The following is a 21,718-nucleotide window of genomic DNA, read 5'->3' on the forward strand; positions in this document are numbered from 1 at the left end:
CTCAGGGCCGAGCGGGAGTGTTGCTGGGCACGGGCGGATCGGTGATGGTGGCCGTCGTGGGCGGCGTCCGCGAGGCGGCCGGACCCGGGGTGGCCGAAGCGCCCGGACCGGGCGCGGCGGACTGCCGGGTCGTCCCGGTGAGCGTCGGCGCGTCGGCCGGGCCGACCGGACGCGGCCGGCGACCGGGGTCGAACGCGACGCCCACCGCGATCGCCAGGCAGGCGGTCACCGTCACCGTCGCGCCGACCCGGACCCGGCGGCGCCGGCGCCCGCGGGCGACGACCTGCCGGGCCGGTGGGGCCGCGGCGCGGGCGGAGGCGGCGTCGGCGGCCGTGCGCAGCGCGCCGGACAGCCGCGTGTCAAGGGAGCTCATGGGTGGTTCTCCTCGGCCTCGGAGGGTGTGTCGAGGTGGAGTGCGAGGGCGGCCCGGGCCCGGGACAGGTGGGCCTTGACGGTGCCCGGGGCCATGCCGGTCTCGGCGGCGATCCGGTCCAGCGGCAGGTCGCAGACGTAGAACAGCGCCGCGCACAGCCGCTGGCGCTCCGACAGCCGGCGCAGTGCCGCGGCCAGGTCCACGGACGCCGGGTCCGGCCCGTCCACGTCGCCGGGCTCGCCGTGCCGCCGCCACGCCCGGGCGGCCGTCCGGGCCCGCCGCCAACGGCTGATCGCCAGCCGGCCCGCCACCGTCCGCACCCACGCCTCGGGCGCGTGGTCGCGGTCCAGCGACCGGCGGTGGCCCCAGGCGCGGACGAAAGCCTCCTGGACCACGTCCTGCGCCTCGTGCAGATCGCCGGTGACGACGTACAGCTGGCCGGTGAGCCGGCGGACCGAGTGGCTGTAGAACTCGGTGAACTCCTCCTCGGTCATCGTCGGCTCCTCGCAGATTTTCGATTCCTTACCTGTCGCTACGAACGGCGGGGCACTCCGGTTGACGTGCGTGACGCAGCTCACGTGTTCGACCCGTGCGGCCGTACGGCGGGAACGCCCCAGGTCACGGGACGGATCATTCGTGACCGACCCGTGGCCCCGCCGCCATTGGGGACGGCCGTGCCCCTGGGGCAGAATCGACGCCATGACCGAATCCGACCGGACACCCGACCAGGGGTCCGCCGCCAACGGGCCCAAGTACGCCGACCGCGTCTACCGCTCCGTTCCCGGCGTCATCGCGGGCGTCATGCTGCTCGGAGTCGCCGGCTGGCTGATCATCGACGCGATCATCTCCGGCACCGGCGCCACCCCGTGGGTCGCGGCCGCCGCCGCGCCCGTCTTCGGCTTCCCGGTGGCCGCGTACACGCTGCGGCCCGTGGTGAAGTCCAACGACCAGCGGCTGCTGGTCCGCAACCCGCTGCGCACCGTCGTCGCGCCGTGGGCGACCGTGGAGGGGCTCAAGGCCGGGTACTCGGTCGAACTCCACGCCGGCGGACGCAAGTTCCAGGTCTGGGCGATCCCCGTCTCGCTGCGCCAGCGCAAGAAGGCCACCCGGCGCGCCGGCAAGGCCGCTGCCGCCGGTGACCCGCACCTGCCGCCGTCCCGCAGCAAGCAGCAGCCGCGCCACGACCAGCTCGACCCCACCCGCGCCTGGTCCGACGCCGTCGTCACCGCCCTCCAGGACCAGGCCGACCGTCACCGCACCGACCCCGACGCGGCCGGCGCGATCCGGGCCACCTGGTGCTGGTGGGTCATCGCCCCGACGCTGGCGGGCCTGGTCGCCCTGATCTCGGTCGTCGCCGCGACCTGAGCCGCCGCGTCCGAAGGGCCCCGGGGACACCCCGGGGCCCTTTTTGCGTCGGCGGACGGTCAGGCGAGGCCGGCGGCTGCTGCCAGGTCGTGCTTGAGGGTGGTGAGGAGGGCGTGGGCCTGTTCGTGGGTGGCGGGGAGGGCGGCGTGGGCGGCCACCGGGAGGACCGCCTCGATGTAGCACTTGAGCTTGGGCTCGGTGCCGGAGGGGCGGACGACGATGCGGGCGGAGGTGACGGTGGGGCCGGTGAGGTAGTACCGGAGGCCGTCGGTGGGGGGGAGGTCGGGGGTGCCGGCGGTGAGGTCGTCGGTGTGGGTGACGGTGAGGCCGGCGAGCTCGACGGGGGGCTTGTCGCGGAGCGCGGCCATGGCGTCGGTGATGACGGCGAGGTCGTCGACGCGGACCGAGAGCTGGTCGGTGGCGTGCAGGCCGTGGGTGAGCGCGAGGTCGTCGAGGAGGTCGGTGAGGGTGCGGCCGTGGCGCTTGAGGTCGGCGGCGAGTTCGGCGATCTGCAGGGCGGCGGTGATGCCGTCCTTGTCGCGGACGCCGTCCGGGTCGACGCAGTAGCCGAGGGCCTCCTCGTAGCCGTAGCGGATGCCGTCGGCGCGGGAGATCCACTTGAAGCCGGTGAGGGTCTCCGCGTAGCCGAGGCCGGCGTCGGCGGCGATCTTGCCGAGCAGGGTGGAGGAGACGATCGTGGTGGCGAAGACGCCGGTCGCGCCCTTGGCGGCGAGGGCCGCGCCGAGCAGGACGCCGACCTCGTCGCCGCGGAGCATCCGCCAGTCGCCGTCGTGGGTGGGGACGGCGACGGCGCAGCGGTCGGCGTCCGGGTCGTTGGCGATGACCAGGTCGGGGCGGGCCGCGCGGGCGGCGGCGAAGGCGAGGTCCATCGCGCCGGGCTCTTCCGGGTTGGGGAAGGCGACGGTGGGGAAGTCCGGGTCGGGGTCGGCCTGTTCGGCGACCACGGTGGGCGCGGGGAAGCCGGCCCGTTCGAACGCGGCGAGCAGGACGTCGCGGCCGACGCCGTGCAGCGGGGTGTAGACGGTGGTGAGCTCGCGCGGTCCGGAGGCGTCCAGGACGGAGGCGGCGCGGGTCAGGTAGGCGTCCAGGACGTCCTCGCCGAGGACGGTCCAACCTTCGGCGGCGCGCGGGATGTCGGCGAGCGCGCCCAGCGCGTCGATCTCGGCGGCGATGTCGGCGTCGGCGGGCGGGACGATCTGCGAGCCGTCGCCGAGGTAGACCTTGTAGCCGTTGTCCTGCGGCGGGTTGTGACTGGCCGTCACGACCACGCCGGCGGCCGCGCCCAGGTGGCGGATGGCGTAGGCGAGGACGGGCGTGGGCATCGGCCGGGGCAGGATCGCGGCGCGCAGGCCGGCGCCGACCACGACGGCGGCGGTGTCCAGGGCGAAGTCGTGCGACTTGTGGCGGGCGTCGTAGCCGATCACGACGAGGTCGCCGAGCGAGGGGTTGTCGCGGACGTACGCGGCGAGGCCGGCGGCGGCGCGGATCACCACGGCGCGGTTCATCCGCATCGGGCCGGCGCCGAGTTCGCCGCGCAGGCCGGCGGTGCCGAACTGGAGCCGCCCGTCGAACCGTTCGGCCAGCCGCGACCAGGCGATCCGCTCCTCGGACTCGGCCTCCGGGCCCTCGGCGGCGGCCAGCAGGGCGGCCAGCTCATCGTGGGTCTGCGGGTCGGGGTCCTCGGCCAGCCAGGCGCGGGCCCGGTCGAGGAGGTCGGTGGTGGGTGCCTTCGGCATGCGTCCCGCTCCCTGTGCGTGGGTTGAAGGAGGTGAGTGCGGCGAACGGAGCGACGGCGGCCACCGAACCCGCCGATGGCCGCCGTCCTGCGCCGATTCTCTGTCAGAGCTACTGCGCTGCCCGGGAGTCGCCTCCCGAACGGGGTGTCAGATCTTCTCCAGCACCTTCGCCAGCAGCGCGCCCATCCGCTCGGCGGAGGCCTTGCCGGCCTCCAGCACCTCGGCGTGGTTGAGCGGCTCGCCGGTCATGCCCGCGGCCAGGTTGGTGACCAGCGAGATGCCGAGCACCTCGGCGCCGGCCTCGCGGGCCGCGATGGCCTCCAGGCTGGTGGACATGCCGACCAGCTCGCCGCCGATCACCCGGGCCATGTTGACCTCGGCCGGGGTCTCGTAGTGCGGGCCGCGGAACTGCACGTACACGGCCTCGTCCAGCGACGGGTCGACCTCGCGGCAGAGCGCGCGCAGGCGCTTGGAGTACAGGTCGGTGAGGTCGACGAAGTTGGCGCCGACGATCGGGGAGTCCGCGGTCAGGTTGATGTGGTCGCTGATCAGCACCGGCTGGCCGGGGACCCAGCCCTGGCGGAGGCCGCCGCAGCCGTTGGTGAGCACGATGGTGCGGCAGCCCGCGGCGGCGGCGGTGCGCACGCCGTGCACCACGGTGGCCACGCCGTGGCCCTCGTAGTAGTGGTTGCGGCCGAGGAAGACCAGCGCCCGGCGCTCGTCGTCGCCGGGCATCCGGATCGAGCGGATGGTGCCCGCGTGGCCGGCCACCGCGGGGGCGGGGAAGCCGGGCAGTTCGGTGACCGGGAACTCGGAGAGCGTCTCGCCGAGTGCATCGGCGGCCGGCACCCAGCCGGAGCCCATCACCAGGGCGACGTCGTGGCGCTCGGCGCCGGTGAGTTCGCGCAGCCGGGCGGCGGCTTCCCGGGCGGCGGCGTAGGGGTCGGCGGAGACGACCGTCTGAGGAGATGCGTTCACATGGTCGAGGATAGGTCAAATATGCCTACGCGCGTAGACAACTGGGCCGAGCCATGCCGGATCGTTACCCGGAATGTGAGGGAACGACGGCAATCGTCAGGGTTCGTCCCCGGCGGGCCGGTCGGGCGACGGCCGAACTCCCGTCCGGCGCAAGGGCGGAGGTCCGGTCAGCAGGGGCGGTGGCGCAGGTCCAGGACGTAGTCGTCGGGGGCGCCGGCGCTCTCCGCGGCGTCGGCGATCAGGCCGAGGTAGCGGGCGGCGGGCAGACCGCCCTCGTAGTCGTTCAGCACGTACGTCCACACCGGGACTTCACCGTCCAGGGTCTGCGCGCGCAGCTTGACCTTGCGGTAGATGCCGAGCTGCACGCCCTCCCAGCGGTCGAGGCCGTCCTCGTCCATCGGGGCGACGTCGTAGAGCGAGACGAAGACCTGGTCCTTCTCGTCCTCCACCACGGTGGCCAGCGAGCCCTCCCAGCCCAGCTGCTCGCCGCCGAAGGTGAGCCGCCAGCCGGGCAGCCAGCCGGAGCCGCGCAGCGGGGAGTGCGGGGCGCGGCGGCTCATCTGCCGGGCGTCGAGGTTGGTGGCGTAGGCGGCATAGAGCGACATGACCGTCAGCCTACGGGAGCGGCCCGACGGAGGCCCCTGCCCGAGGCCCCGGTCCGAGCCCGGCCCGAGGCCCCCCGGCCCTACGCGTGCGCGCGGGCAGGGGACAAGGGTCGGTAACAACGCCCCCGGCGTGGAATCCGTTCCGGCATGCGGGACAATGGAGCACGTGACTCGGATCGTGATCATCGGTGGCGGACCAGGCGGATACGAGGCGGCCCTCGTGGCCGCCCAGCTCGGCGCGGAGGTGACCGTCGTCGATCGCGACGGTCTGGGCGGATCGGCGGTGCTGACGGACTGCGTGCCGTCCAAGACGCTGATCGCCACCGCCGAGGTGATGACTACCTTCGACAGCTCGTACGAGGAACTCGGCATCCTGGTCGCGGACGGCACGCCGGACGCCGCCGACCCGGCCCGGGTGGTCGGGGTGGACCTCGGCAAGGTGAACCGACGGGTGAAGCGGCTGGCGATCGCCCAGTCGCACGACATCACCCAGGCCGTCACCCGGGCGGGCGTGACGGTGCTGCGCGGCCGCGGCCGGCTCGGCGCGGGCGGCCAGGGCCTGGACGGCTCCCGCGAGGTGCTGGTCGACCACACCGACGGCCGGGTGGAGTCGCTGCGGGCCGACGCGGTGCTGATCTCCACCGGCGTGCGCCCGCGCGAACTCCCCGACGCCCAGCCGGACGGCGAGCGGATCCTGACCTGGACGCAGGTGTACGACCTGGAGGAGCTGCCGCGCGAGCTGATCGTGGTCGGCTCCGGCGTCACCGGCGCCGAGTTCGCCGGCGCGTACCAGGCGCTCGGCTCGAACGTCACGCTGGTCTCCTCGCGCGACCGGGTGCTGCCCGGCGAGGACCCGGACGCCGCCGAGGTGCTGGAGGACGTGTTCCGCCGCCGCGGCATGAACGTGATGAGCCGCAGCCGCGCCGTAACGGTGAAGAGGATTTCGGCACGGACAGAGGTGGCAGAGGGACCCTCCTCGCCGAAGGCGGGCAAGGAGGGAGGTGTCGGCGACCGGGTCGAGGTGGCGCTGGCCGACGGCAAGGTGATCACCGGCACGCACTGTCTGATGGCGGTCGGCTCCATCCCCAACACCACGGACCTGGGCCTGGAGGAGGCCGGCGTCGCGGTCAACGACTGGGGCCAGATCAAGGTGGACCGGGTCTCCCGCACCTCCGCCCCCGGCGTGTACGCGGCCGGCGACTGCACCGGCGTGTTCATGCTGGCCTCGGTGGCCGCCATGCAGGGCCGGATCGCGATGTACCACGCGCTCGGCGACGCGGTGCAGCCGCTGAACCTGAAGACCGTGGCGTCCAACGTGTTCACCGACCCGGAGATCGCCACCGTCGGCTACACCCACGCCGACGTGTCCTGCGGAAAGATGGACGCGGTCGAGATCAAGCTCCCGCTGCGCGGCAACCCGCGGGCCAAGATGCAGGGCATCCGGGACGGCTTCGTGAAGCTGTTCGCCCGCCCCGGCACCGGCATCGTGGTCGGCGGCGTGGTGGTCGCGCCGCGCGCCTCGGAACTGATCCACGCCCTCTCGCTCGCGGTGGACAACAACCTGACGGTCGAACAGGTGGCCAACACCTTCACCGTCTACCCGTCGCTGTCCGGTTCCACCGCCGAGGCCGCCCGCCAGCTGCACATTCGCAAGCGCGAGGGCGCGGGTTCCTGATCGCCGGGGGTGAGCCGGGCGCACGCCGTCCGGCTCACCCGCCCGGCGGAGCGCGCATTGTACGGTCGTGCGCCGCTCTTGGGTGAGCAAATCCAGTTACCAGGTGCAAACGCCTGAAAGCAGACGGTCACTCGGGTTACCGTCGGTTCTGTGTTTGCTGCAGAACGTCGCCAGTTGATTCTCGAGATGGTGCGCGCCAACGGAGCCGTGTCGCTCCGAGAGCTGGCCCGCGTCGTCCAGACCTCCGAAGTCACCGTCCGCCGGGACGTGCGGGCCCTGGAGGCCGAAGGGCTGCTCGACCGCCGGCACGGCGGCGCGGTGCTCCCCGGCGGCTTCAGCCGGGAGCCCGGCTATCCGCAGAAGACCCACCTCGCCGCCGCCGAGAAGAGCGCCATCGCCGATCTCGCCGCGAGCATGGTCGAGGAGGGCGACGCCATCGTGGTCGGCGCCGGGACGACCACCCAGGAGCTGGCCCGCCGGCTCGCCCGGGTGCCCGGGCTGACGGTGGTCACCAACTCGCTGCTGGTGGCCCAGGCGCTGGCGCACGCCAACCGGGTCGAGGTGGTGATGACGGGCGGCACCCTGCGCGGCTCCAACTACGGGCTGGTCGGCAGCGGCGCCGAGCAGTCGCTGGCCGGGCTGCGGGTCACCAAGGCCTTCATCTCCGGCAGCGGGCTGACCGCCGCGCGCGGCCTGTCCACCGCCAACATGCTGTCCGCCAGCGTCGACCGGGCGCTGGTGCAGTCCGCCAACGAGGTGATCGTCCTCGCCGACCACACCAAGCTCGGCGCGGACAGCATGTTCCAGACCGTCGCCACCGACGCGATCACCCGGCTGGTCACCGACGAGCACGCCGCGGCCGAGGAGCCGACGGCGCACGAGCTCGACGCGCTCGCCGACGGCGGGGTGCAGGTCTCCGTCGCCCCGCTCGGCCTGCCCGTCGAGGCCCCGGCGGCGCACCCGCAGCCGTCCGCGGCCGCGCCGCGCCGCCCTGTCCCGCCCGCCGGAGCGGCCCCCGGCGCCCCGCTGCCCGGCCAGCGGCGGCCCGCCCCGCACGGTGCGCTGCCGGTCGTCCCGCGGCTCCCCGAACGGATCCGCTGACCGCTTCCGGCCGGGCGGCCGCCGCCCTCTGGCCGCCCCGCTCGGCCCGCTTGTACCGTCTGGCCCCATGAACGCATCGAGCGAACAGCCGGACGGCACAACGGAATTGACGGTGCGTGCGGCGCGCGGCGGGCGCGGCCCCGCGACCTGGGGGCAGCGGGCCGTCCACGCCGCGCTGGTCGCGCTGGGCCCCGACGCGCCCCGGTACAACCTGCGGACGGCGGCGCCCGTCGAGCCGGGCCTGCCGCCGCAGACGGCGCTCCGCGCGTTCGCCGAACTGCTGCACCTGCACGACGCGTTGCGCACCCGGCTGGTCGAGGAGGACGGCGACCTGGTCCAGGAGGTGGACGCGGACGGGGTGCTGCCGGTCGCCGTGCTGCACCGCGCGAGCGCCGAACTCGCCGCCGGGGCCGCGGCGGAGCTGCTCGCCCGGTTCGCCGCCCGCCCGTTCGACCTGCCGGGCGAGTGGCCGGTGCGGCTGGGCCTGGTGCTGGTGGACGGCCTGGTCCGGCAGGTGGTGCTGGTGCTGTCGCACACCGCCTCGGACGGCTGGGGGATGCGCCGCGCGGCCCGCGACCTGACGCTGCTGGCCGCCGGGCGGAGCGCCGACGACCTGCGCGCCGAACGGGCCTTCGCACAGCCGCTGGAGGAGGCCGCCGAGCAGGACTCGCCGCGCGGCCGCCGCCGGGACGCCGCCGCCCGCCGGCACTGGCGGGACAAGCTGGGCTCCGGCCCGCGCGTCCAACTGCCGCGCCCGGACGGCGAACCGGACCCGGAGCGGCGCTTCCCGCTCGCGGTGCTGCGCTCGCCGGAGCTGGCCGCCGCGCTGCCGGCGGCCGCGGCCCGGCTGCGGACCGGCGACGCCACGGTGCTGCTGGCCGCCGCCGCCACCGAGCTGGGGCGGCTCGGCGGGCAGCGCGAGCTGCTGTTCCAGGTGGTGGTGGGCAACCGGTTCACCGGGCAGGCCGCGGAGGCCGTCACCACGCTCGCCCAGGAAGGGCTGTTCCATCTCCCCGAGCTGGCCGAGGAGTTCGCCGAGACCGTCCGCCGCTGCCAGGGCCCGGCGCTGGCCGCCTACCGCCACTCCGGCTACCACAAGCCGCGGTTGGACGCCGAGCTGGCGGCGCTGCGGGCCGGCGGCGCGGAGTTGGCCGACCACTCGGTGATCTGGAACGACACCCGGGACCCGCTGGCCGCTTCGATGCCCGACGGCACCGGCGAAGCCCCGGCGGTGGAACGGGAGTTGAGCTTCCCCGACACCTTCCCGGCCCGGCTCGGGGTGTCCGTCGCGGTGGACGTGGTGGCCGTCCCGGGCGCGATCGAGCTGCTGATGGTCGCCGACGGCGCGCTGCTGGACCGGGCGCGGATGGCCCGGTTCCTGTGCGGCGTCGAGCAGTTGGTGCTGGAAGCCGCCGAAGCCCCCGAAGCCTCCGAAGCCTCCGAAGCCCCCGAAGCCGCCGAGGCCTCCGTGGACGCCGACGGGCGGCGGGAGTCCATGGACTCCCGCCGCCCGTAGCGGTACTGGCGAGGACTCAGACGTCCTTGATCTCGCAGAGCGCGGCGCCGCTGGAGACCGACTGGCCGACCTCGGCCTTCAGGCCGACGACGGTGCCCGCCTTGTGGGCGTTCAGCGGCTGCTCCATCTTCATCGCCTCCAGGACCACGATCAGCTCGCCCTCGGCGACGACCTGGCCCTCCTCGACGGCGACCTTGACGATGGTGCCCTGCATCGGCGAGGCCAGGGTGTCGCCGGAGACCGCGGACGCGGCCTTCTTGGCGCCCACCCGGCGCTTCGCCTTGCCCGCCGACGCGCCCGCGGCCGGGGCCGGGGCGACGCCCAGCGAGGACGGCAGCGACACCTCGATGCGCTTGCCGCCGACCTCGACCACCACGGTCTCGCGGCCCTCGGGCTCGTCGCCGTCGCCGCCCGCACCGACGAACGCCGGGATGGTGTTGTCGAACTCGGTCTCGATCCAGCGGGTGAAGATCTGGAACGGGCCCTCGGAGCCGTGCACCTCGGGGGCGAACGCCGGGTCGGTGACCACGGCCTGGTGGAACGGGATGGCGGTGGCCATGCCCTCCACCTTGAACTCCTCCAGGGCGCGCTTGGCGCGCTGCAGGGCCTGCTTGCGGTCGGTGCCGGTGACGATCAGCTTGGCGAGCAGCGAGTCCCAGGCGGGGCCGATCACCGAGCCGGACTCCACGCCGGCGTCCAGCCGGACACCCGGGCCGGACGGCGGGGCGAACAGCGTCACGGTGCCGGGCGCGGGCAGGAAGTTGCGGCCCGGGTCCTCGCCGTTGATCCGGAACTCGAACGAGTGACCGCGGATCTCCGGGTCGTCGTAGCCGAGCTCCTCGCCGTCGGCGATCCGGAACATCTCGCGGACCAGGTCGAGGCCGGTGACCTCCTCGGAGACCGGGTGCTCGACCTGCAGGCGGGTGTTGACCTCCAGGAAGGAGATCAGGCCGTCCTGGGAGACCAGGAACTCGCAGGTGCCGGCGCCGACGTAGCCCGCCTCGCGCAGGATCGCCTTGGACGCCCGGTACAGCTCGGCGTTCTGCTCGGCGGTCAGGAACGGCGCGGGGGCCTCCTCGACCAGCTTCTGGTGGCGGCGCTGCAGCGAGCAGTCACGGGTGGAGACGACCACCACGTTGCCGTGCCGGTCGGCCAGGCACTGGGTCTCCACGTGCCGCGGCTTGTCCAGGTACTGCTCGACGAAGCACTCGCCGCGGCCGAACGCGGCCACCGCCTCGCGCACCGCGGACTCGTACAGCTCCGGGATCTCCTCCAGCGTGCGGGCGACCTTCAGACCGCGGCCGCCGCCGCCGAACGCCGCCTTGATGGCGACCGGCAGGCCGTGCTCGGACGCGAACGCGACCACCTCGTCGGCCCCGGACACCGGGTCGGCGGTGCCCGCGACCAGCGGGGCGCCCGCGCGCTGCGCCACGTGCCGGGCGGTGACCTTGTCGCCCAGGTCGCGGATCGCCTGCGGCGGCGGGCCGATCCAGGTCAGGCCGGCGTCGAGCACGGCCTGCGCGAAGTCGGCGTTCTCGGACAGGAAGCCGTAGCCGGGGTGGATCGCGTCCGCTCCCGAGTCGGCGGCCGCCTTCAGGACCTTCGCGATGTCCAGGTAGCTGCTCGCGGGGGTGTCGCCGCCCAGCGCGTACGCCTCGTCGGCGGCTCGCACGTGCAGCGCGTCCCGGTCCGGCTCGGCGTACACGGCGACACTCGCGATACCGGCATCCCGGCACGCCCGGGCAACGCGGACAGCGATTTCGCCGCGATTGGCGATGAGCACCTTGCGCACTGTGGCTCCCTTCTCGAACCTCGTCGAGTCTATGGATTGGAGGGTGCTACCGGCGAGTAGTCCCTGGTGGTGAGCGTGCTCACACGCTCGGTGTTCCGACTTCCGTACGGGTGGCGGCGGTTGGCGACGCGCCGCAGGCCGCGGGCGCGCGGCGAGCCGCGTGGGGGTGCCCGGTGAGCCGGGCGGGCGGGGTGGCCTTCGCCACACCGGGGCATCGGGTCAAGCGTCCGCCGGCTGCGGCCGGGTGGTCGCCTCGGCGGTCACGTCCGCCTCGAACTCGACGACGTCCGGGCCGTACGCCCGGGCGTTGACCACCCGCAGCACCACCGCGAACGCCCCTTCCGGGCCGTGCCGGCGGGCCAGTGACCGGTGATGGGCGGCCAGGTACCGCACCGCCGCGTGGTTGGAGACCGCCGTCTGGCCGGCGATCAGGAACACCGGCCGGCTGCCCGGCCGCAGGTGCACCCGGGCCAGCAGCGCGTACGCCGTCCCGCCCGGTTGCTCGGCGGACGTCCGGAACGCGAACTCGCGGTCCCCGACCAGCAGCGTGCGCACCGGGTGCCCGGCGGTGTCCGGCGGGGCGACGAACGCCGCGCCGGGCAGCCAGGACGCCAGGTGGGCGGCCGTCCGCTCGTTGCTGTCCGGGCCTCCGACGCAGAACTCGGTCTTGTCGCCGAGGCCTTGGCGCACCTCGTCGTGCGAGGTCAGCACCGCCCGGGCGCCGCACTCGCGGACCAGCGCGGCCAGTTCCATCAGCGCGTACACGTCGTCACGGGCCACGCTCTTCGGATCGGTCGTGCCCGCGTGCCGGTTGGCGACCAGCAGCGCCTCGCCGTCGGCCGGCAGTCCGAAGAACGCCCGCTCCCGCTCCAGGCGCCGCCGCCGGCGCAGCGTCTGCGCCAGCCAGCCCAGCCCGGCGCTGATCGCCGAAGCGACCAGGCCCAGCACGACGTTCAGCACACCATCGGTCATCTTCCGCTTCCCGTCGCCCCTTTCCGGTCCGGCTCGCCAGCCTAATGGCGGCCACCGGCCCGGGAGGTGGAACTGTGCGACAGATGTGCGGCCCCTGTTCTGTCCGATTCCGCACCTTGCGAACCGGAATCGCGTCACCCTTTTCGGGGGCCGACATAACAGAATGGTTCAGACCATTGACCCGGATCGCGGCCGTCCATAGCGTCGCAGCCACCACCACAATCCGCAGAATTCACGGGGGAATCGTGAAGCGATCCATGCTGCCCGGCGCGCTCGCCGCCATCGCCCTGGTGCTCACCGCCTGCTCCAGCAGCGGGAGTTCGACCAAAGCGGCGCCCGCGTCGACGCCCGCGCCGACGCCCAGCGCCACGATCTACGGGTGCCTCACCCAAGAGCAGTCCAAGGGCGCGTTCACCCTCGACGCGGGCACGGCCGGCGGCAGCAGCCTGAAGGCCTACTACCGCGACTCGGACGCCGGCGGGGCGAAGACGGCGGTGATCTTCTCGCACCAGCTGAGCGGATCGCTGTGCGAATGGGCGCCGTACTTCGCCGACTTCACCAAGTCCGGGTACGCGGTGCTGGCCTTCACCTCCGAGAACGACGTCACCGAGGGCATCAAGGCCGCCGCCGGAAAGCTCAAGGAGAAGGGCGTCACCGGGCTCGCGCTGATCGGCGCCTCCAAGGGCGGCACCGCCTCGCTGGTCGCCGCCAACCAGCAGAACCCGCTGCCGGTCAAGGCCGTGGTCTCGCTCAGCGCGCCCGACGTGTTCCCGCTGTACAACGCGGCGGTAGCGGTCAAGTCGGTGAAGATCCCGACCTACTTCGCCGCGGAGGAGAAGGACGCGCCGTTCAACGCCAACGCCAAGGCGCTGTACGAGGCCTCGGCGGCCGAGGACAAGCAGCTGAAGATCTACCCCGGCGTCAACCACGGCTCCCTGCTGCTCAAGGACGGCGCGCTGCCCGACGTCAAGGCCTACCTGGCCAAGCACGCCCCCGCGGCGGGCTGACCCGGGGATCAGGCCCAGAGGTCGGTGATGCGGACGTCGAGCTCGGCGAGCAGGCGGCGCAGCAGCGGCAGGGACAGGCCGATGACGTTGCCGGGGTCGCCGTCGATCCCCTCCACGAACGGTGCGGAGCGGCCGTCCAGGGTGAACGCCCCGGCCACGTGCAGCGGTTCGCCGGAGGCGACGTAGGCGGCGACCTCGGCGTCGTCCGGGGTGCCGAACCGGACGGTGGTGGAGGCGGTGGCCTTCGCCTGCCGGCCGGTGGCGGTGTCGATCACGCAGTGGCCGGTGCGCAGCACGCCCGCACGGCCGCGCATCGACTGCCAGCGCCGCACCGCCTCGTCGGCGTCGGCGGGCTTGCCGAGCGCCTCGCCGTCCAGCTCCAGCACCGAGTCGCAGCCGATCACCAGCGGCGGCTCGCCGGGCTCGCCGGACAGTTCGGCGGCGATCTTCTCGGCCTTCGCCACGGCCAGCACCAGCGCCAGTTCGCCGGGCGTCGGCGCGGACAGCGCGTCCTCGTCGACCCCGCTCACCCGGACCAGCGGGTCCAGGCCCGCCTGCCGCAGCAGGCCCAGCCGGGCGGGGGAGGCGGACGCGAGAACGAGCGGGCGGCGAGCGGTCATGCCCTCAGCCTAGTGCCGCGGCAGGCAGCCTCCGCCCCGTCGCGCAAAGGCCGCCTGCCGCGGCACTGGCCGCGCTACGCCAGCACCAGCGCCGTCGCGATCATGGCCAGCACCGCCATCACCACCGCTGTGCGATGCAGCCTGCGCTGCACCTCGCGGGCCTCGGGCGACGGCTCGTCACGGGGGTCTGACCAGAGCATTCGATCAGCCTGCAACGCGGACCGGGTGCGGCGCCTGAGTATCCGTACTCAGTCCCGGCACGGGCGATAGTTCCGGTGCCTGCTTGACGCCGTGCCCCCGTGCCCCTCCAATGGACCCACTGACTTGTCCGGTTCATGATCGGTGCCGTGCGGGGCGCCGATCTCCCCCGCGAACCGACGACACGTCAACGGTCAGGGCACGTACGGCAGACCACCCCACTGGTTCCGGCTGAGGAGATCCATGTCCGACCTCGTCACCACCGCAAGGGCCGCCACCGACGCGGCCCGCCCGCACCTCGTCGCGCTCTACCGGGTCATCACCGGCCTGCTCTTCGCCTGCCACGGCGCCGCCTCGCTGTTCGGCGTCCTCGGCGGGGCGCACGGCGGCGGCACCGTCCCGGCCGGCAGCTGGCCCGGCTGGTACGCCGCCGTCATCCAGCTCGTCTGCGGCCTGCTCGTCCTGTTCGGCATCGGCACCCGGACCGCCGCGCTGGCCGCCTCCGGCTCGATGGCCTACGCCTACTTCAGCGTCCACCAGCAGACCGCGCTGTTCCCGCTGCAGAACGGCGGCGAGCCCGCCGTGCTGTTCTGCTGGGCGTTCCTGCTCATCGCCGCCGTGGGCCCCGGCAGCTTTGCACTCGGCAGCCGCCTCGCCCGCTGAGCGGGCAGGCGCGACACGCAGGCGGGTGCGAGGACAGGGGCGCACCCGCCCGCTTGCCCGGCGTCAGGACGGCGGCGGGGAGCACGGCCCCGACAGGGCCACCGCCACCAGTGCCCGCAGCGCCGACGTGACCTGGCCGAGCGGCAGCGTGGAATCGTCGGCGAACAGCTCCACCAGCCAGCCGCCCGCCGGGTTGGCGCCGCCCGCCGCGACCATCGCCCGGTACCCGGACACCACCATCACCGCCTCCTCCGCGGCGTCGTTGCCCGCCGCGCCGGCCCGCAGCGCGAACGCCCCGCCGGTCACCGCCCGGCCGGTCAACGGATAGTGCCGCAGGTCGAACACCGCGTCCGGGGCCTCGATCTGCGCCCGCTGGGTCTGCGCCCGCGCCGACGCCGGGCCGCCCGTCATCCGGTACACCGCGTGCCGCGAGGTGCGCATCAGCGGCGAACCCGGCGGCACGTACGACACCCACCAGCCCACCGCGTTCAGCAGCCGCGACGCGGTCTCCGCGACCACCGACAGCCGTCCCAGGGTGTCCGCCGGGTGCGTCACCACGCCCTGCACCCCGCCCTGGTCCAGCGCCGCCAGCACCGCCGCCAGCAACTGGCCCGGATCGGCGCTGTGCGCCGAACCCCGGAACCGCCGCCGGTCGCCGTTCGGCCGGCCGCCCGGCGACCGCCGGCTGTCCGCGAGCTGCACCACCGGATCCGGCGCGAACCCCGGACCGTGGCCCCGCCCCGCCACCACCGGGTGCGCCGCCCGGGCCGCCTTCGCCCGGTACTGCGCGGCGTCCGCCAGCCGGAACAGCCGGTCCGCCGTGGTCACCGGGCCGATCGAGTCCCCGGTCGACGCGATTCCGCAGGCGACGCCCTCGCCGTCCGTCAACTCCAGTGCGCGGGTGCACAGTTCCTCCGCCACCGCGACCACCTCGTCCGCGGACCGGCCCTCCGCGAGCAGACAGAACTCGTCGCCGCCGAGCCGCGCCGCGAGGCTGTCCGGCAGCTTCGCCGCGGCCAGCGACAACTGGTGCGCGAACCGCTCCAGCAGCCGGTCGCCCATCTCGTGGCCCAGCTGGTCGTTGACCCGCTTCAACCCGTTCACGTCGCACACCACCAGCGAGACCACCACGCCGTCCCGGGTGTGCGCCTTCAACGCCTCCTCCAGCCGGGCGTCCACCGCGCGACGGTTCGCCAGGCCGGTCAGCGCGTCGGTGAACGCCAGCCTGCGCAGGTCGGCGACCCGTTCGGTCTGGGCGAGGCCGGCCGAGATCTGCGCCGCCAGCAGCGTCGCGTACTCGGCGTCGGCGTCCGTGAACACCGGCATGCCGATGCCGCGCGCCAGATACAGCTCGCCCCACGCCTGGCCGTGCAGCACGATCGGGGCGACCAGGCAGCAGCCGCGGCCGCGCCGCCGCAGGCCTGCGGCGCGCGAGCGGCAGAACGCGCCGGAGGCCGGGAGCGGATGACCGGCGTGCGGGCCGAGATCCTCCGCCGTCTGCACCCACGCCCGGGGGAGACGGCCGGTGGTCCAGTGCTCCTCCAGGTACGTCACGATCTCCGGGAAGTCCGCGACCGGGTACGACTCGTCCTCCGGAAGCTCCTCCTCGCCCGGCGCGAGGTCTCCGTGGTTCACCAGCACCCGCAGGCGGCCCGACTCGCGGTCCCACACCGAGACCGCCGCCATCGTCGCCCCCAGTGCGGACGTCGCCCGCGAGGCCGCCGCGCGAACTGCTTCCAGCGGGGTCGGCGCCCCGGCCATCGCCTGCGCGAGCTCCACCACCGCCTGCAACCGCGAGTCCGGCGCCGCCGCCTGGTCAGTCATCGTCGCCACATTCCCTCCCGCGGGCCGTTTCATCCAGCCTAGGTCGGTTTGGGTGATTTGTGGTGGCACCACCAGGGGCGCGTGGGGGTACCTCCCAGCCCGCTAGGGCTGGGGGAGAACCCCCACGCGCCCCTGGTGGTGCTCAGCCGGTGGCGGTGGGGGTGCGGGTGAGGAGCCACGGTTCGACCAGGCCGAGGCCGCGGACCGGGCGGCGCCACATGGGCTGGAGGTGGAAGCGGTGGCCGGGTGCAGGGGGCCCCTCGGGAAGAGTCGCGGTGCCGTTGTGTTCGAGGGCCGTGGCGAGTTCGCCGTCGACCAGGACGGCGTCCTTCGGGGCGATGGAGGTGAGGCGGGAGGCGAGGTTGACGGTGGTGCCGAAGACGTCGCCCATGCGGGAGGTGACGGTGCCGAAGGCCATGCCGACGCGGAGGGCGGGCATGTTGTCCTCCTTGGCGAGCGTCTCGACCAGGGAGAGGGCGATCTCGGCGACGGTGGCCGGGTCCTCGGAGACGAAGAGGATCTCGTCGCCGAGCGTCTTGACGACGCGTCCGCCCTGGCCGGCGATCAGGTCGGAGCAGGTGTTCTCGAAGCCTTCGACGAGTTCGCCGAGTTCCTCTTCCTCCAGGCGGCGGGAGAGCCGGGTGAAGCCGACCAGGTCGGCGAAGGCGACGGCGAGGCGGCCGGAGGTGGTCTCGTGGTCCTCGGCGGCCTGGACCACGCGGCCGGTGACGGCGGCGAGTTGGCGGCGCCAGACGTAGACGAGGAACTGTTCGAGCTCGGGGAGGAGCAGTTCGACCAGCGGGTAGGCGACGTCGGAGCGGGTCAGGCCGGGTTCGACGGCCTGGGTGAGGTTGTCGAGGAAGGTGTCCATCTGCCAGCCGGCGAGTCGCGCGGTGGTCTGGCCGGTGGAGCGGGCGACCTGGATCGCCATGGGTTCGCTGAGCAGCCCGGACTCGATCAGGCCGGCCAGGCGGCGCAGCGCGATCACGTCGTTGTCGTTGAGGGCCCGGGACTGGCCGATGTCGGGGAAGCCCATGGCGCGCCAGAAGCGGGTGGCGAGGTCCATCGGGACCTCGGCGGCGCGCGCGGCCTGGTACGGGGTGTACTTGCGCGGCGCGTCGAGGATGAGCCGCTCAAGGTCGGTGGCGACGGTGGTCTCGTCCGTCGCTTCGAGCGCGTCGGCGGGAGTGCCGTCGTTGCCGGAGCCCGTCGTGGCGCCGCCGTTGTCTGTCACCGGTCCGTCCCCGTGCGTTCGAGCACTTGTGTCTTGCCGTCCTCGGGGTTCGGGTACGCGACCACCGCAGGGGGTAGTGGCGAGCCTCACACCGCTGCCAGGTGGAATGTTCGCACGGAATCGCGTAATCCGGGGCATCCGCCCGACAGCCGGTCCGAGGGTTCCGGTGGGTGAGACCGGCCCGTCAGTTCTGCGGGCGGACGTGCACCACGTCGCCGGCGGCGACGGCGTGCCGGGTGCCGTCGGGGGTGCGGACCACCAGCCGGCCGTCGCCGTCGACGGCCACCGCTTCGCCCCGCAGTTCGCGGTCGCCCGGGAGTTGGACCTTGACGGGCCGGTTCAGGGTGGTGCATCGGGCGGTGTACGCGGGCAGCAGGCCGCTGGCGTGCGGGTCGCCGGCGGCGGCCGTCCACTCGCCGTACAGTTCGGCGAACTCGCGCAGCAGGGCGCGCAGCAGGGTGGCCCGGTCGGTGGTCTCGGCGCCGGCCAGGGCGAGCGAGGTGGCGGTGGGGACGGGCAGTTCGGCCTGCCGGAGGGAGACGTTGAGGCCGAGGCCGGCGATCACGGCGCCGCCGGAGAGTTCGGTGAGGATGCCGCCGAGCTTGCGTTCCTGGCCGTCGACCTCGGCCTGGAGGTCGTTGGGCCACTTCAGGCCGGTGCGGACGCCGGCGATCCGGTCGAGGGTGGCGGAGACGGCGGTGCCGATCAGGATCGGCAGCCAGCCGTAGCGTTCCATCGGCACGCCCTGCGGGCGCAGCAGCACGGACAGGAAGAGCCCGGAGCGGGGCGGCGCGTTCCAGCGGCGGTCGAGCCGGCCGCGGGCGGCGTTCTGCGACTCGGCGACCAGGACGGCGCCCTCGGGTGCGCCGTCCTTGGCGCGGGCGGCCAGGTCGGAGTTGGTGGAGCCGGTCTCGCTCACCACATCGAGTGAGGTCCACAGGGCGCCGGGGCGCAGCAGGTCGAGCCGCAGGGCCGCCTCGTCGAGCGGCGGCCGGTCCAGGTCGGTCCAGGGGGACGGGCCGTCGTGGCCGAAGCCGCGCAGTCCGGAGCGGCGGGGGCGGGGGCTCTCGGGTGTGCTCACCCGGCCCACCCTATGGCGAGGGCAACAGCCGCACGCCGCATCATCGTCCCGCAAACCGGGCAGTGGCACGATGTGTCGATGGCCATAGCCGCGGACGCCTCCGCGCTGGCTACGCTACGCAACGGTAGACCGCAGCGCCGCCCTGCCCGCAACCCTCCAACGCCCCGGGCCGGCGGCCGAGGACGCAGGGAGAGCCACCGCAATGGCCGAGGCACCGCACGACCCGCACACCACCGCCGGAAAGCTCGCCGACCTGCGCCGGCGGATCGACGAGGCGGTGCACTCCGGTTCCGCCGCCGCGGTCGAGAAGCAGCACGCCAAGGGCAAGCTGACCGCCCGTGAGCGGATCCTGGAACTGCTGGACGAGGACTCGTTCGTGGAGTTCGACGAGTTCGCCCGGCACCGCTCGACCAACTTCGGCCAGGAGAAGAACCGGCCCTACGGCGACGGCGTGATCACCGGCTACGGCACCGTGGACGGCCGCCAGATCGCGGTGTTCGCGCAGGACTTCACGGTGTTCGGCGGTTCGCTGGGCGAGGTGTTCGGCGAGAAGATCGTCAAGGTGATGGACTTCGCGCTGAAGACCGGCTGCCCGATGATCGGCATCAACGACTCCGGCGGCGCGCGGATCCAGGAGGGCGTGGTCTCGCTCGGCCTGTACGGCGAGATCTTCCGCCGCAACGTGCACGCCTCGGGCGTGATCCCGCAGATCTCGCTGATCATGGGCCCGTGCGCGGGCGGCGCGGTGTACTCGCCGGCGGTCACCGACTTCGTGGTGATGGCCGACAAGACCTCGCACATGTTCATCACCGGCCCCGACGTGATCAAGACCGTCACCGGCGAGACCGTGGACATGGAGGAGCTGGGCGGCGCCCGCACCCACAACACGAAGTCCGGCAACGCGCACTACCTGGCCGCCGACGAGAAGGAGGCCATCGAGTACGTCAAGAGCCTGCTGTCGTACCTGCCGTCGAACAACCTCTCCGACCCGCCGGTCTACCCCGAGCAGGCGGACCTGTCGATCACCGACGAGGACCTCGAACTCGACGGCATCGTGCCGGACTCGGCGAACCAGCCGTACGACATCCGCCGGGTGGTCGAGCACGTGCTGGACGACGGGGACTTCCTGGAGGTCCAGCCGCTGTACGCGGGCAACATCGTGGTCGGCTTCGGCCGGGTCGAGGGCCACCCGGTGGGCGTGGTCGGCAACCAGCCGATGGACCTGGCGGGCTGCCTGGACATCGCGGCCAGCGAGAAGGCCGCCCGCTTCGTGCGCACCTGCGACGCGTTCAACATCCCGGTGCTGACCTTCGTCGACGTGCCCGGCTTCCTGCCCGGCACCGGCCAGGAGTGGGACGGCATCATCCGCCGCGGCGCGAAGCTGATCTTCGCCTACGCGGAGGCCACCGTCCCGCTGATCACCGTGATCACCCGCAAGGCGTTCGGCGGCGCGTACGACGTGATGGGCTCCAAGCACCTGGGCGCGGACATCAACCTGGCCTGGCCGACCGCGCAGATCGCGGTGATGGGCGCGCAGGGCGCGGTCAACATCCTGCACCGCCGGGAGATCGCCGCCGCCGAGGCCGAGGGCCGCGGCGAGGAGCGCCGGGCCGAGCTGCTCGCCTCGTACGAGGAAACCCTGCTCAACCCGTACCTGGCCGCCGAGCGCGGCTACGTCGACGCGGTCATCGCGCCCAGCGAGACCCGCCGGCACATCGTCCGCGGGCTGCGGGCGCTGCGCGGCAAGCGGGAGGCGCTGCCGCCGAAGAAGCACGGCAACATCCCGCTGTAGCAGAAGGGTTCACCCCGCATGACTCCGATTCAGGTGCTGCACGGGCAGCCGACCCCCGAGGAGCTGGCCACCGTCCTGGCGGTGGTCCAAGCCCGGGCCGCCGCCGGGGCCCGGCAGGCCTCCGCGAGCGGCCCGGCCACCGCGTGGACCAGCCGCACTCCCCGTCCCGTCCCCGCGCCCGGGCCGCACGCCTGGCGCACCAGCCTCTGGCCGCGCTGAGGATTTCACCCGTGCGGGTCGGCGACGATCCGGTCCGCACGGGTGTAGACGTTCGCGGTGCGTTCGCGCAGGAAGCCGACCAGGGTCAGGCCGAGCTCCTCGGCCAGGTCGACGGCGAGCGAGGACGGCGCGGAGACCGCCGCCAGCAGCGGCAGGCCGGCCAGTGCGGCCTTCTGGGTGAGCTCGAAGGACGCCCGGCCGGAGACCAGCAGGACGTGCCCGCGCAGCGGCAGCAGGCCCTCGCGCAGCGCCCAGCCGACCACCTTGTCGACCGCGTTGTGCCGGCCGACGTCCTCGCGGGCGCACAGCAGGGCGCCGTCGGCGGTGAACAGCGCGGCCGCGTGCAGGCCGCCGGTGCTCTCGAAGGTGCGCTGGGCGGCGCGCAGCCGCTCCGGCAGGGCGTACAGCACCTCCGGGTCGAGCGTCAGCGGGTCGGCGGAGACGTCCCAGCGGCTGCGGGTGCGCACCGCGTCCACGGTGTCGCGTCCGCACAGGCCGCAGGCGCTGGTGGTGAGCAGGTTGCGGTGCGCGGACAGCGCGGGGCGGGCGCCGCGGACGGTCGCGTCGACCACGTTGTAGCTGTTGGCGCCGTCCTCGTCGGCGCCCGCGCAGTAGCGCAGCGCGGCGAGCTCCTCGGTGGCGCCGACCAGGCCCTCGCCGACCAGGAAGCCCGCCACCAGGTCGAAGTCGTGCCCCGGGGTGCGCATGGTGACGGTCAGCGCCTCGCCGCCGATCCGGATCTCCAACGGCTCCTCCGCCGCCAGACTGTCCGGCCGAGCCCCCCGCTCCGCCCCCCGCAGCCGCACCACCCGCCGCCGTACCGTTGCCCGCGCCATCCGTGTCGCACCTCCGCGGGCCAGTCAACCAGAGCTCGGCGGCGCGCAGCCCGGGCACGGCGCCCGGGCTGCCGGACCGGTCGGCCGACAATGCTTGTCAGATCTTCATT

At 73.8% G+C, this 21,718-nt stretch carries 20 protein-coding genes and 1 pseudogene; 8 read left to right on the forward strand and 13 right to left on the reverse strand.

The window, feature by feature from the left end; genetic code table 11:
* Position 1: 1 nt before the first annotated feature.
* Positions 2-373 carry a hypothetical protein gene (locus tag AMK19_RS04320; protein WP_073808124.1) on the reverse strand — a complete coding sequence of 124 codons (372 nt, stop codon included), beginning with the start codon at positions 371-373 and terminating at the stop codon, positions 2-4.
* Positions 370-867, reverse strand: a complete 498-nt coding sequence (locus tag AMK19_RS04325; RefSeq protein WP_073808126.1) for a SigE family RNA polymerase sigma factor — start codon at positions 865-867, stop codon at positions 370-372. The genes AMK19_RS04320 and AMK19_RS04325 overlap by 4 nt, the downstream gene beginning before the upstream one ends.
* Positions 868-1,072: 205 nt before the next feature.
* Here AMK19_RS04325 and AMK19_RS04330 point away from each other — a divergent pair, with 205 nt between their 5' ends.
* Complete coding sequence (locus AMK19_RS04330; RefSeq protein WP_073808127.1) at positions 1,073-1,738, forward strand: PH domain-containing protein; 666 nt, start codon at positions 1,073-1,075, stop codon at positions 1,736-1,738.
* Positions 1,739-1,797: 59 nt separating this feature from the next.
* Here AMK19_RS04330 and AMK19_RS04335 read toward each other — a convergent pair whose 3' ends face one another.
* The 3 genes from AMK19_RS04335 to AMK19_RS04345 all read right to left on the reverse strand — a co-directional run bounded on the left by AMK19_RS04335 (position 1,798) and on the right by AMK19_RS04345 (position 5,078).
* Positions 1,798-3,495 carry a phospho-sugar mutase gene (locus tag AMK19_RS04335; protein ID WP_073808129.1) on the reverse strand — a complete coding sequence of 566 codons (1,698 nt, stop codon included), beginning with the start codon at positions 3,493-3,495 and terminating at the stop codon, positions 1,798-1,800.
* A gap of 147 nt (positions 3,496-3,642) precedes the next feature.
* Positions 3,643-4,473 carry a purine-nucleoside phosphorylase gene (locus AMK19_RS04340; RefSeq protein WP_073808130.1) on the reverse strand — a complete coding sequence of 277 codons (831 nt, stop codon included), beginning with the start codon at positions 4,471-4,473 and terminating at the stop codon, positions 3,643-3,645.
* Positions 4,474-4,640: 167 nt separating this feature from the next.
* The gene (locus AMK19_RS04345; RefSeq protein ID WP_073808132.1) at positions 4,641-5,078 is read right to left on the reverse strand and encodes a gamma-glutamylcyclotransferase; all 438 of its coding nucleotides are present in this window, start codon (positions 5,076-5,078) and stop codon (positions 4,641-4,643) included.
* A gap of 157 nt (positions 5,079-5,235) precedes the next feature.
* On the opposite strand from AMK19_RS04345, the gene AMK19_RS04350 reads away from it, so the two are divergent.
* From AMK19_RS04350 to AMK19_RS04360, 3 genes are all read left to right on the forward strand, one after another.
* Positions 5,236-6,753 (forward strand): NAD(P)H-quinone dehydrogenase, encoded by a 1,518-nt coding sequence (locus AMK19_RS04350; RefSeq protein WP_073808133.1) that lies wholly within the window; start codon positions 5,236-5,238, stop codon positions 6,751-6,753.
* Positions 6,754-6,939: 186 nt separating this feature from the next.
* A complete protein-coding gene (locus AMK19_RS04355; protein ID WP_241844249.1) occupies positions 6,940-7,854 on the forward strand; it encodes a DeoR/GlpR family DNA-binding transcription regulator in 915 nt (304 codons plus the stop codon).
* Between the two features lie 67 nt (positions 7,855-7,921).
* Positions 7,922-9,370 carry a condensation domain-containing protein gene (locus tag AMK19_RS04360; protein WP_083646476.1) on the forward strand — a complete coding sequence of 483 codons (1,449 nt, stop codon included), beginning with the start codon at positions 7,922-7,924 and terminating at the stop codon, positions 9,368-9,370.
* 16 nt (positions 9,371-9,386) lie between these two features.
* On the opposite strand, the gene AMK19_RS04365 is transcribed toward AMK19_RS04360, so the two are convergent.
* Positions 9,387-11,162 (reverse strand): acetyl/propionyl/methylcrotonyl-CoA carboxylase subunit alpha, encoded by a 1,776-nt coding sequence (locus AMK19_RS04365; RefSeq protein ID WP_073808138.1) that lies wholly within the window; start codon positions 11,160-11,162, stop codon positions 9,387-9,389.
* Positions 11,163-11,381: 219 nt separating this feature from the next.
* Positions 11,382-12,134, reverse strand: a complete 753-nt coding sequence (locus AMK19_RS04370) for a hypothetical protein (RefSeq protein ID WP_073808140.1) — start codon at positions 12,132-12,134, stop codon at positions 11,382-11,384.
* Positions 12,135-12,379: 245 nt separating this feature from the next.
* Between AMK19_RS04370 and AMK19_RS04375 the strand changes: the two genes are divergently transcribed.
* Positions 12,380-13,141: an alpha/beta hydrolase gene (locus AMK19_RS04375; RefSeq protein WP_158071866.1), complete on the forward strand. Its 762-nt coding sequence runs from the start codon at positions 12,380-12,382 to the stop codon at positions 13,139-13,141.
* Positions 13,142-13,149: 8 nt separating this feature from the next.
* Here AMK19_RS04375 and AMK19_RS04380 read toward each other — a convergent pair whose 3' ends face one another.
* Together AMK19_RS04380 and mmpB are read right to left on the reverse strand one after the other, a co-directional pair.
* Positions 13,150-13,761, reverse strand: a complete 612-nt coding sequence (locus tag AMK19_RS04380; RefSeq protein ID WP_073808143.1) for a Maf family protein — start codon at positions 13,759-13,761, stop codon at positions 13,150-13,152.
* A 74-nt stretch (positions 13,762-13,835) separates the two neighbouring features.
* On the reverse strand, positions 13,836-13,961 hold the full coding sequence (gene mmpB, locus AMK19_RS37925) for a morphogenic membrane protein MmpB (protein ID WP_274536948.1): 126 nt from the start codon (positions 13,959-13,961) through the stop codon (positions 13,836-13,838).
* Between the two features lie 241 nt (positions 13,962-14,202).
* Here mmpB and AMK19_RS04385 point away from each other — a divergent pair, with 241 nt between their 5' ends.
* The gene (locus tag AMK19_RS04385; protein WP_073808144.1) at positions 14,203-14,622 is read left to right on the forward strand and encodes a DoxX family protein; all 420 of its coding nucleotides are present in this window, start codon (positions 14,203-14,205) and stop codon (positions 14,620-14,622) included.
* A 633-nt stretch (positions 14,623-15,255) separates the two neighbouring features.
* Here AMK19_RS04385 and AMK19_RS04390 read toward each other — a convergent pair.
* The 3 genes and pseudogenes from AMK19_RS04390 to AMK19_RS04400 all read right to left on the reverse strand — a co-directional run.
* A pseudogene (locus AMK19_RS04390) lies at positions 15,256-16,446 on the reverse strand (diguanylate cyclase domain-containing protein); the annotation flags it as partial.
* 142 nt (positions 16,447-16,588) lie between these two features.
* Positions 16,589-17,680 carry an adenylate/guanylate cyclase domain-containing protein gene (locus AMK19_RS04395; RefSeq protein WP_073808147.1) on the reverse strand — a complete coding sequence of 364 codons (1,092 nt, stop codon included), beginning with the start codon at positions 17,678-17,680 and terminating at the stop codon, positions 16,589-16,591.
* A 184-nt stretch (positions 17,681-17,864) separates the two neighbouring features.
* Positions 17,865-18,761: a biotin--[acetyl-CoA-carboxylase] ligase gene (locus AMK19_RS04400; RefSeq protein ID WP_443134984.1), complete on the reverse strand. Its 897-nt coding sequence runs from the start codon at positions 18,759-18,761 to the stop codon at positions 17,865-17,867.
* A 202-nt stretch (positions 18,762-18,963) separates the two neighbouring features.
* Here AMK19_RS04400 and AMK19_RS04405 point away from each other — a divergent pair, with 202 nt between their 5' ends.
* On the forward strand, positions 18,964-20,553 hold the full coding sequence (locus AMK19_RS04405) for an acyl-CoA carboxylase subunit beta (RefSeq protein ID WP_073808149.1): 1,590 nt from the start codon (positions 18,964-18,966) through the stop codon (positions 20,551-20,553).
* A gap of 18 nt (positions 20,554-20,571) precedes the next feature.
* Complete coding sequence (locus AMK19_RS04410; RefSeq protein WP_073808150.1) at positions 20,572-20,772, forward strand: acyl-CoA carboxylase subunit epsilon; 201 nt, start codon at positions 20,572-20,574, stop codon at positions 20,770-20,772.
* 5 nt (positions 20,773-20,777) lie between these two features.
* Here AMK19_RS04410 and fdhD read toward each other — a convergent pair whose 3' ends face one another.
* Positions 20,778-21,608, reverse strand: a complete 831-nt coding sequence (gene fdhD / locus AMK19_RS04415) for a formate dehydrogenase accessory sulfurtransferase FdhD (protein WP_073808152.1) — start codon at positions 21,606-21,608, stop codon at positions 20,778-20,780.
* Positions 21,609-21,718 lie beyond the last annotated feature (110 nt).

The organism is Kitasatospora sp. CB01950, from assembly GCF_001905465.1.
GTDB lineage: Bacteria > Actinomycetota > Actinomycetes > Streptomycetales > Streptomycetaceae > Kitasatospora.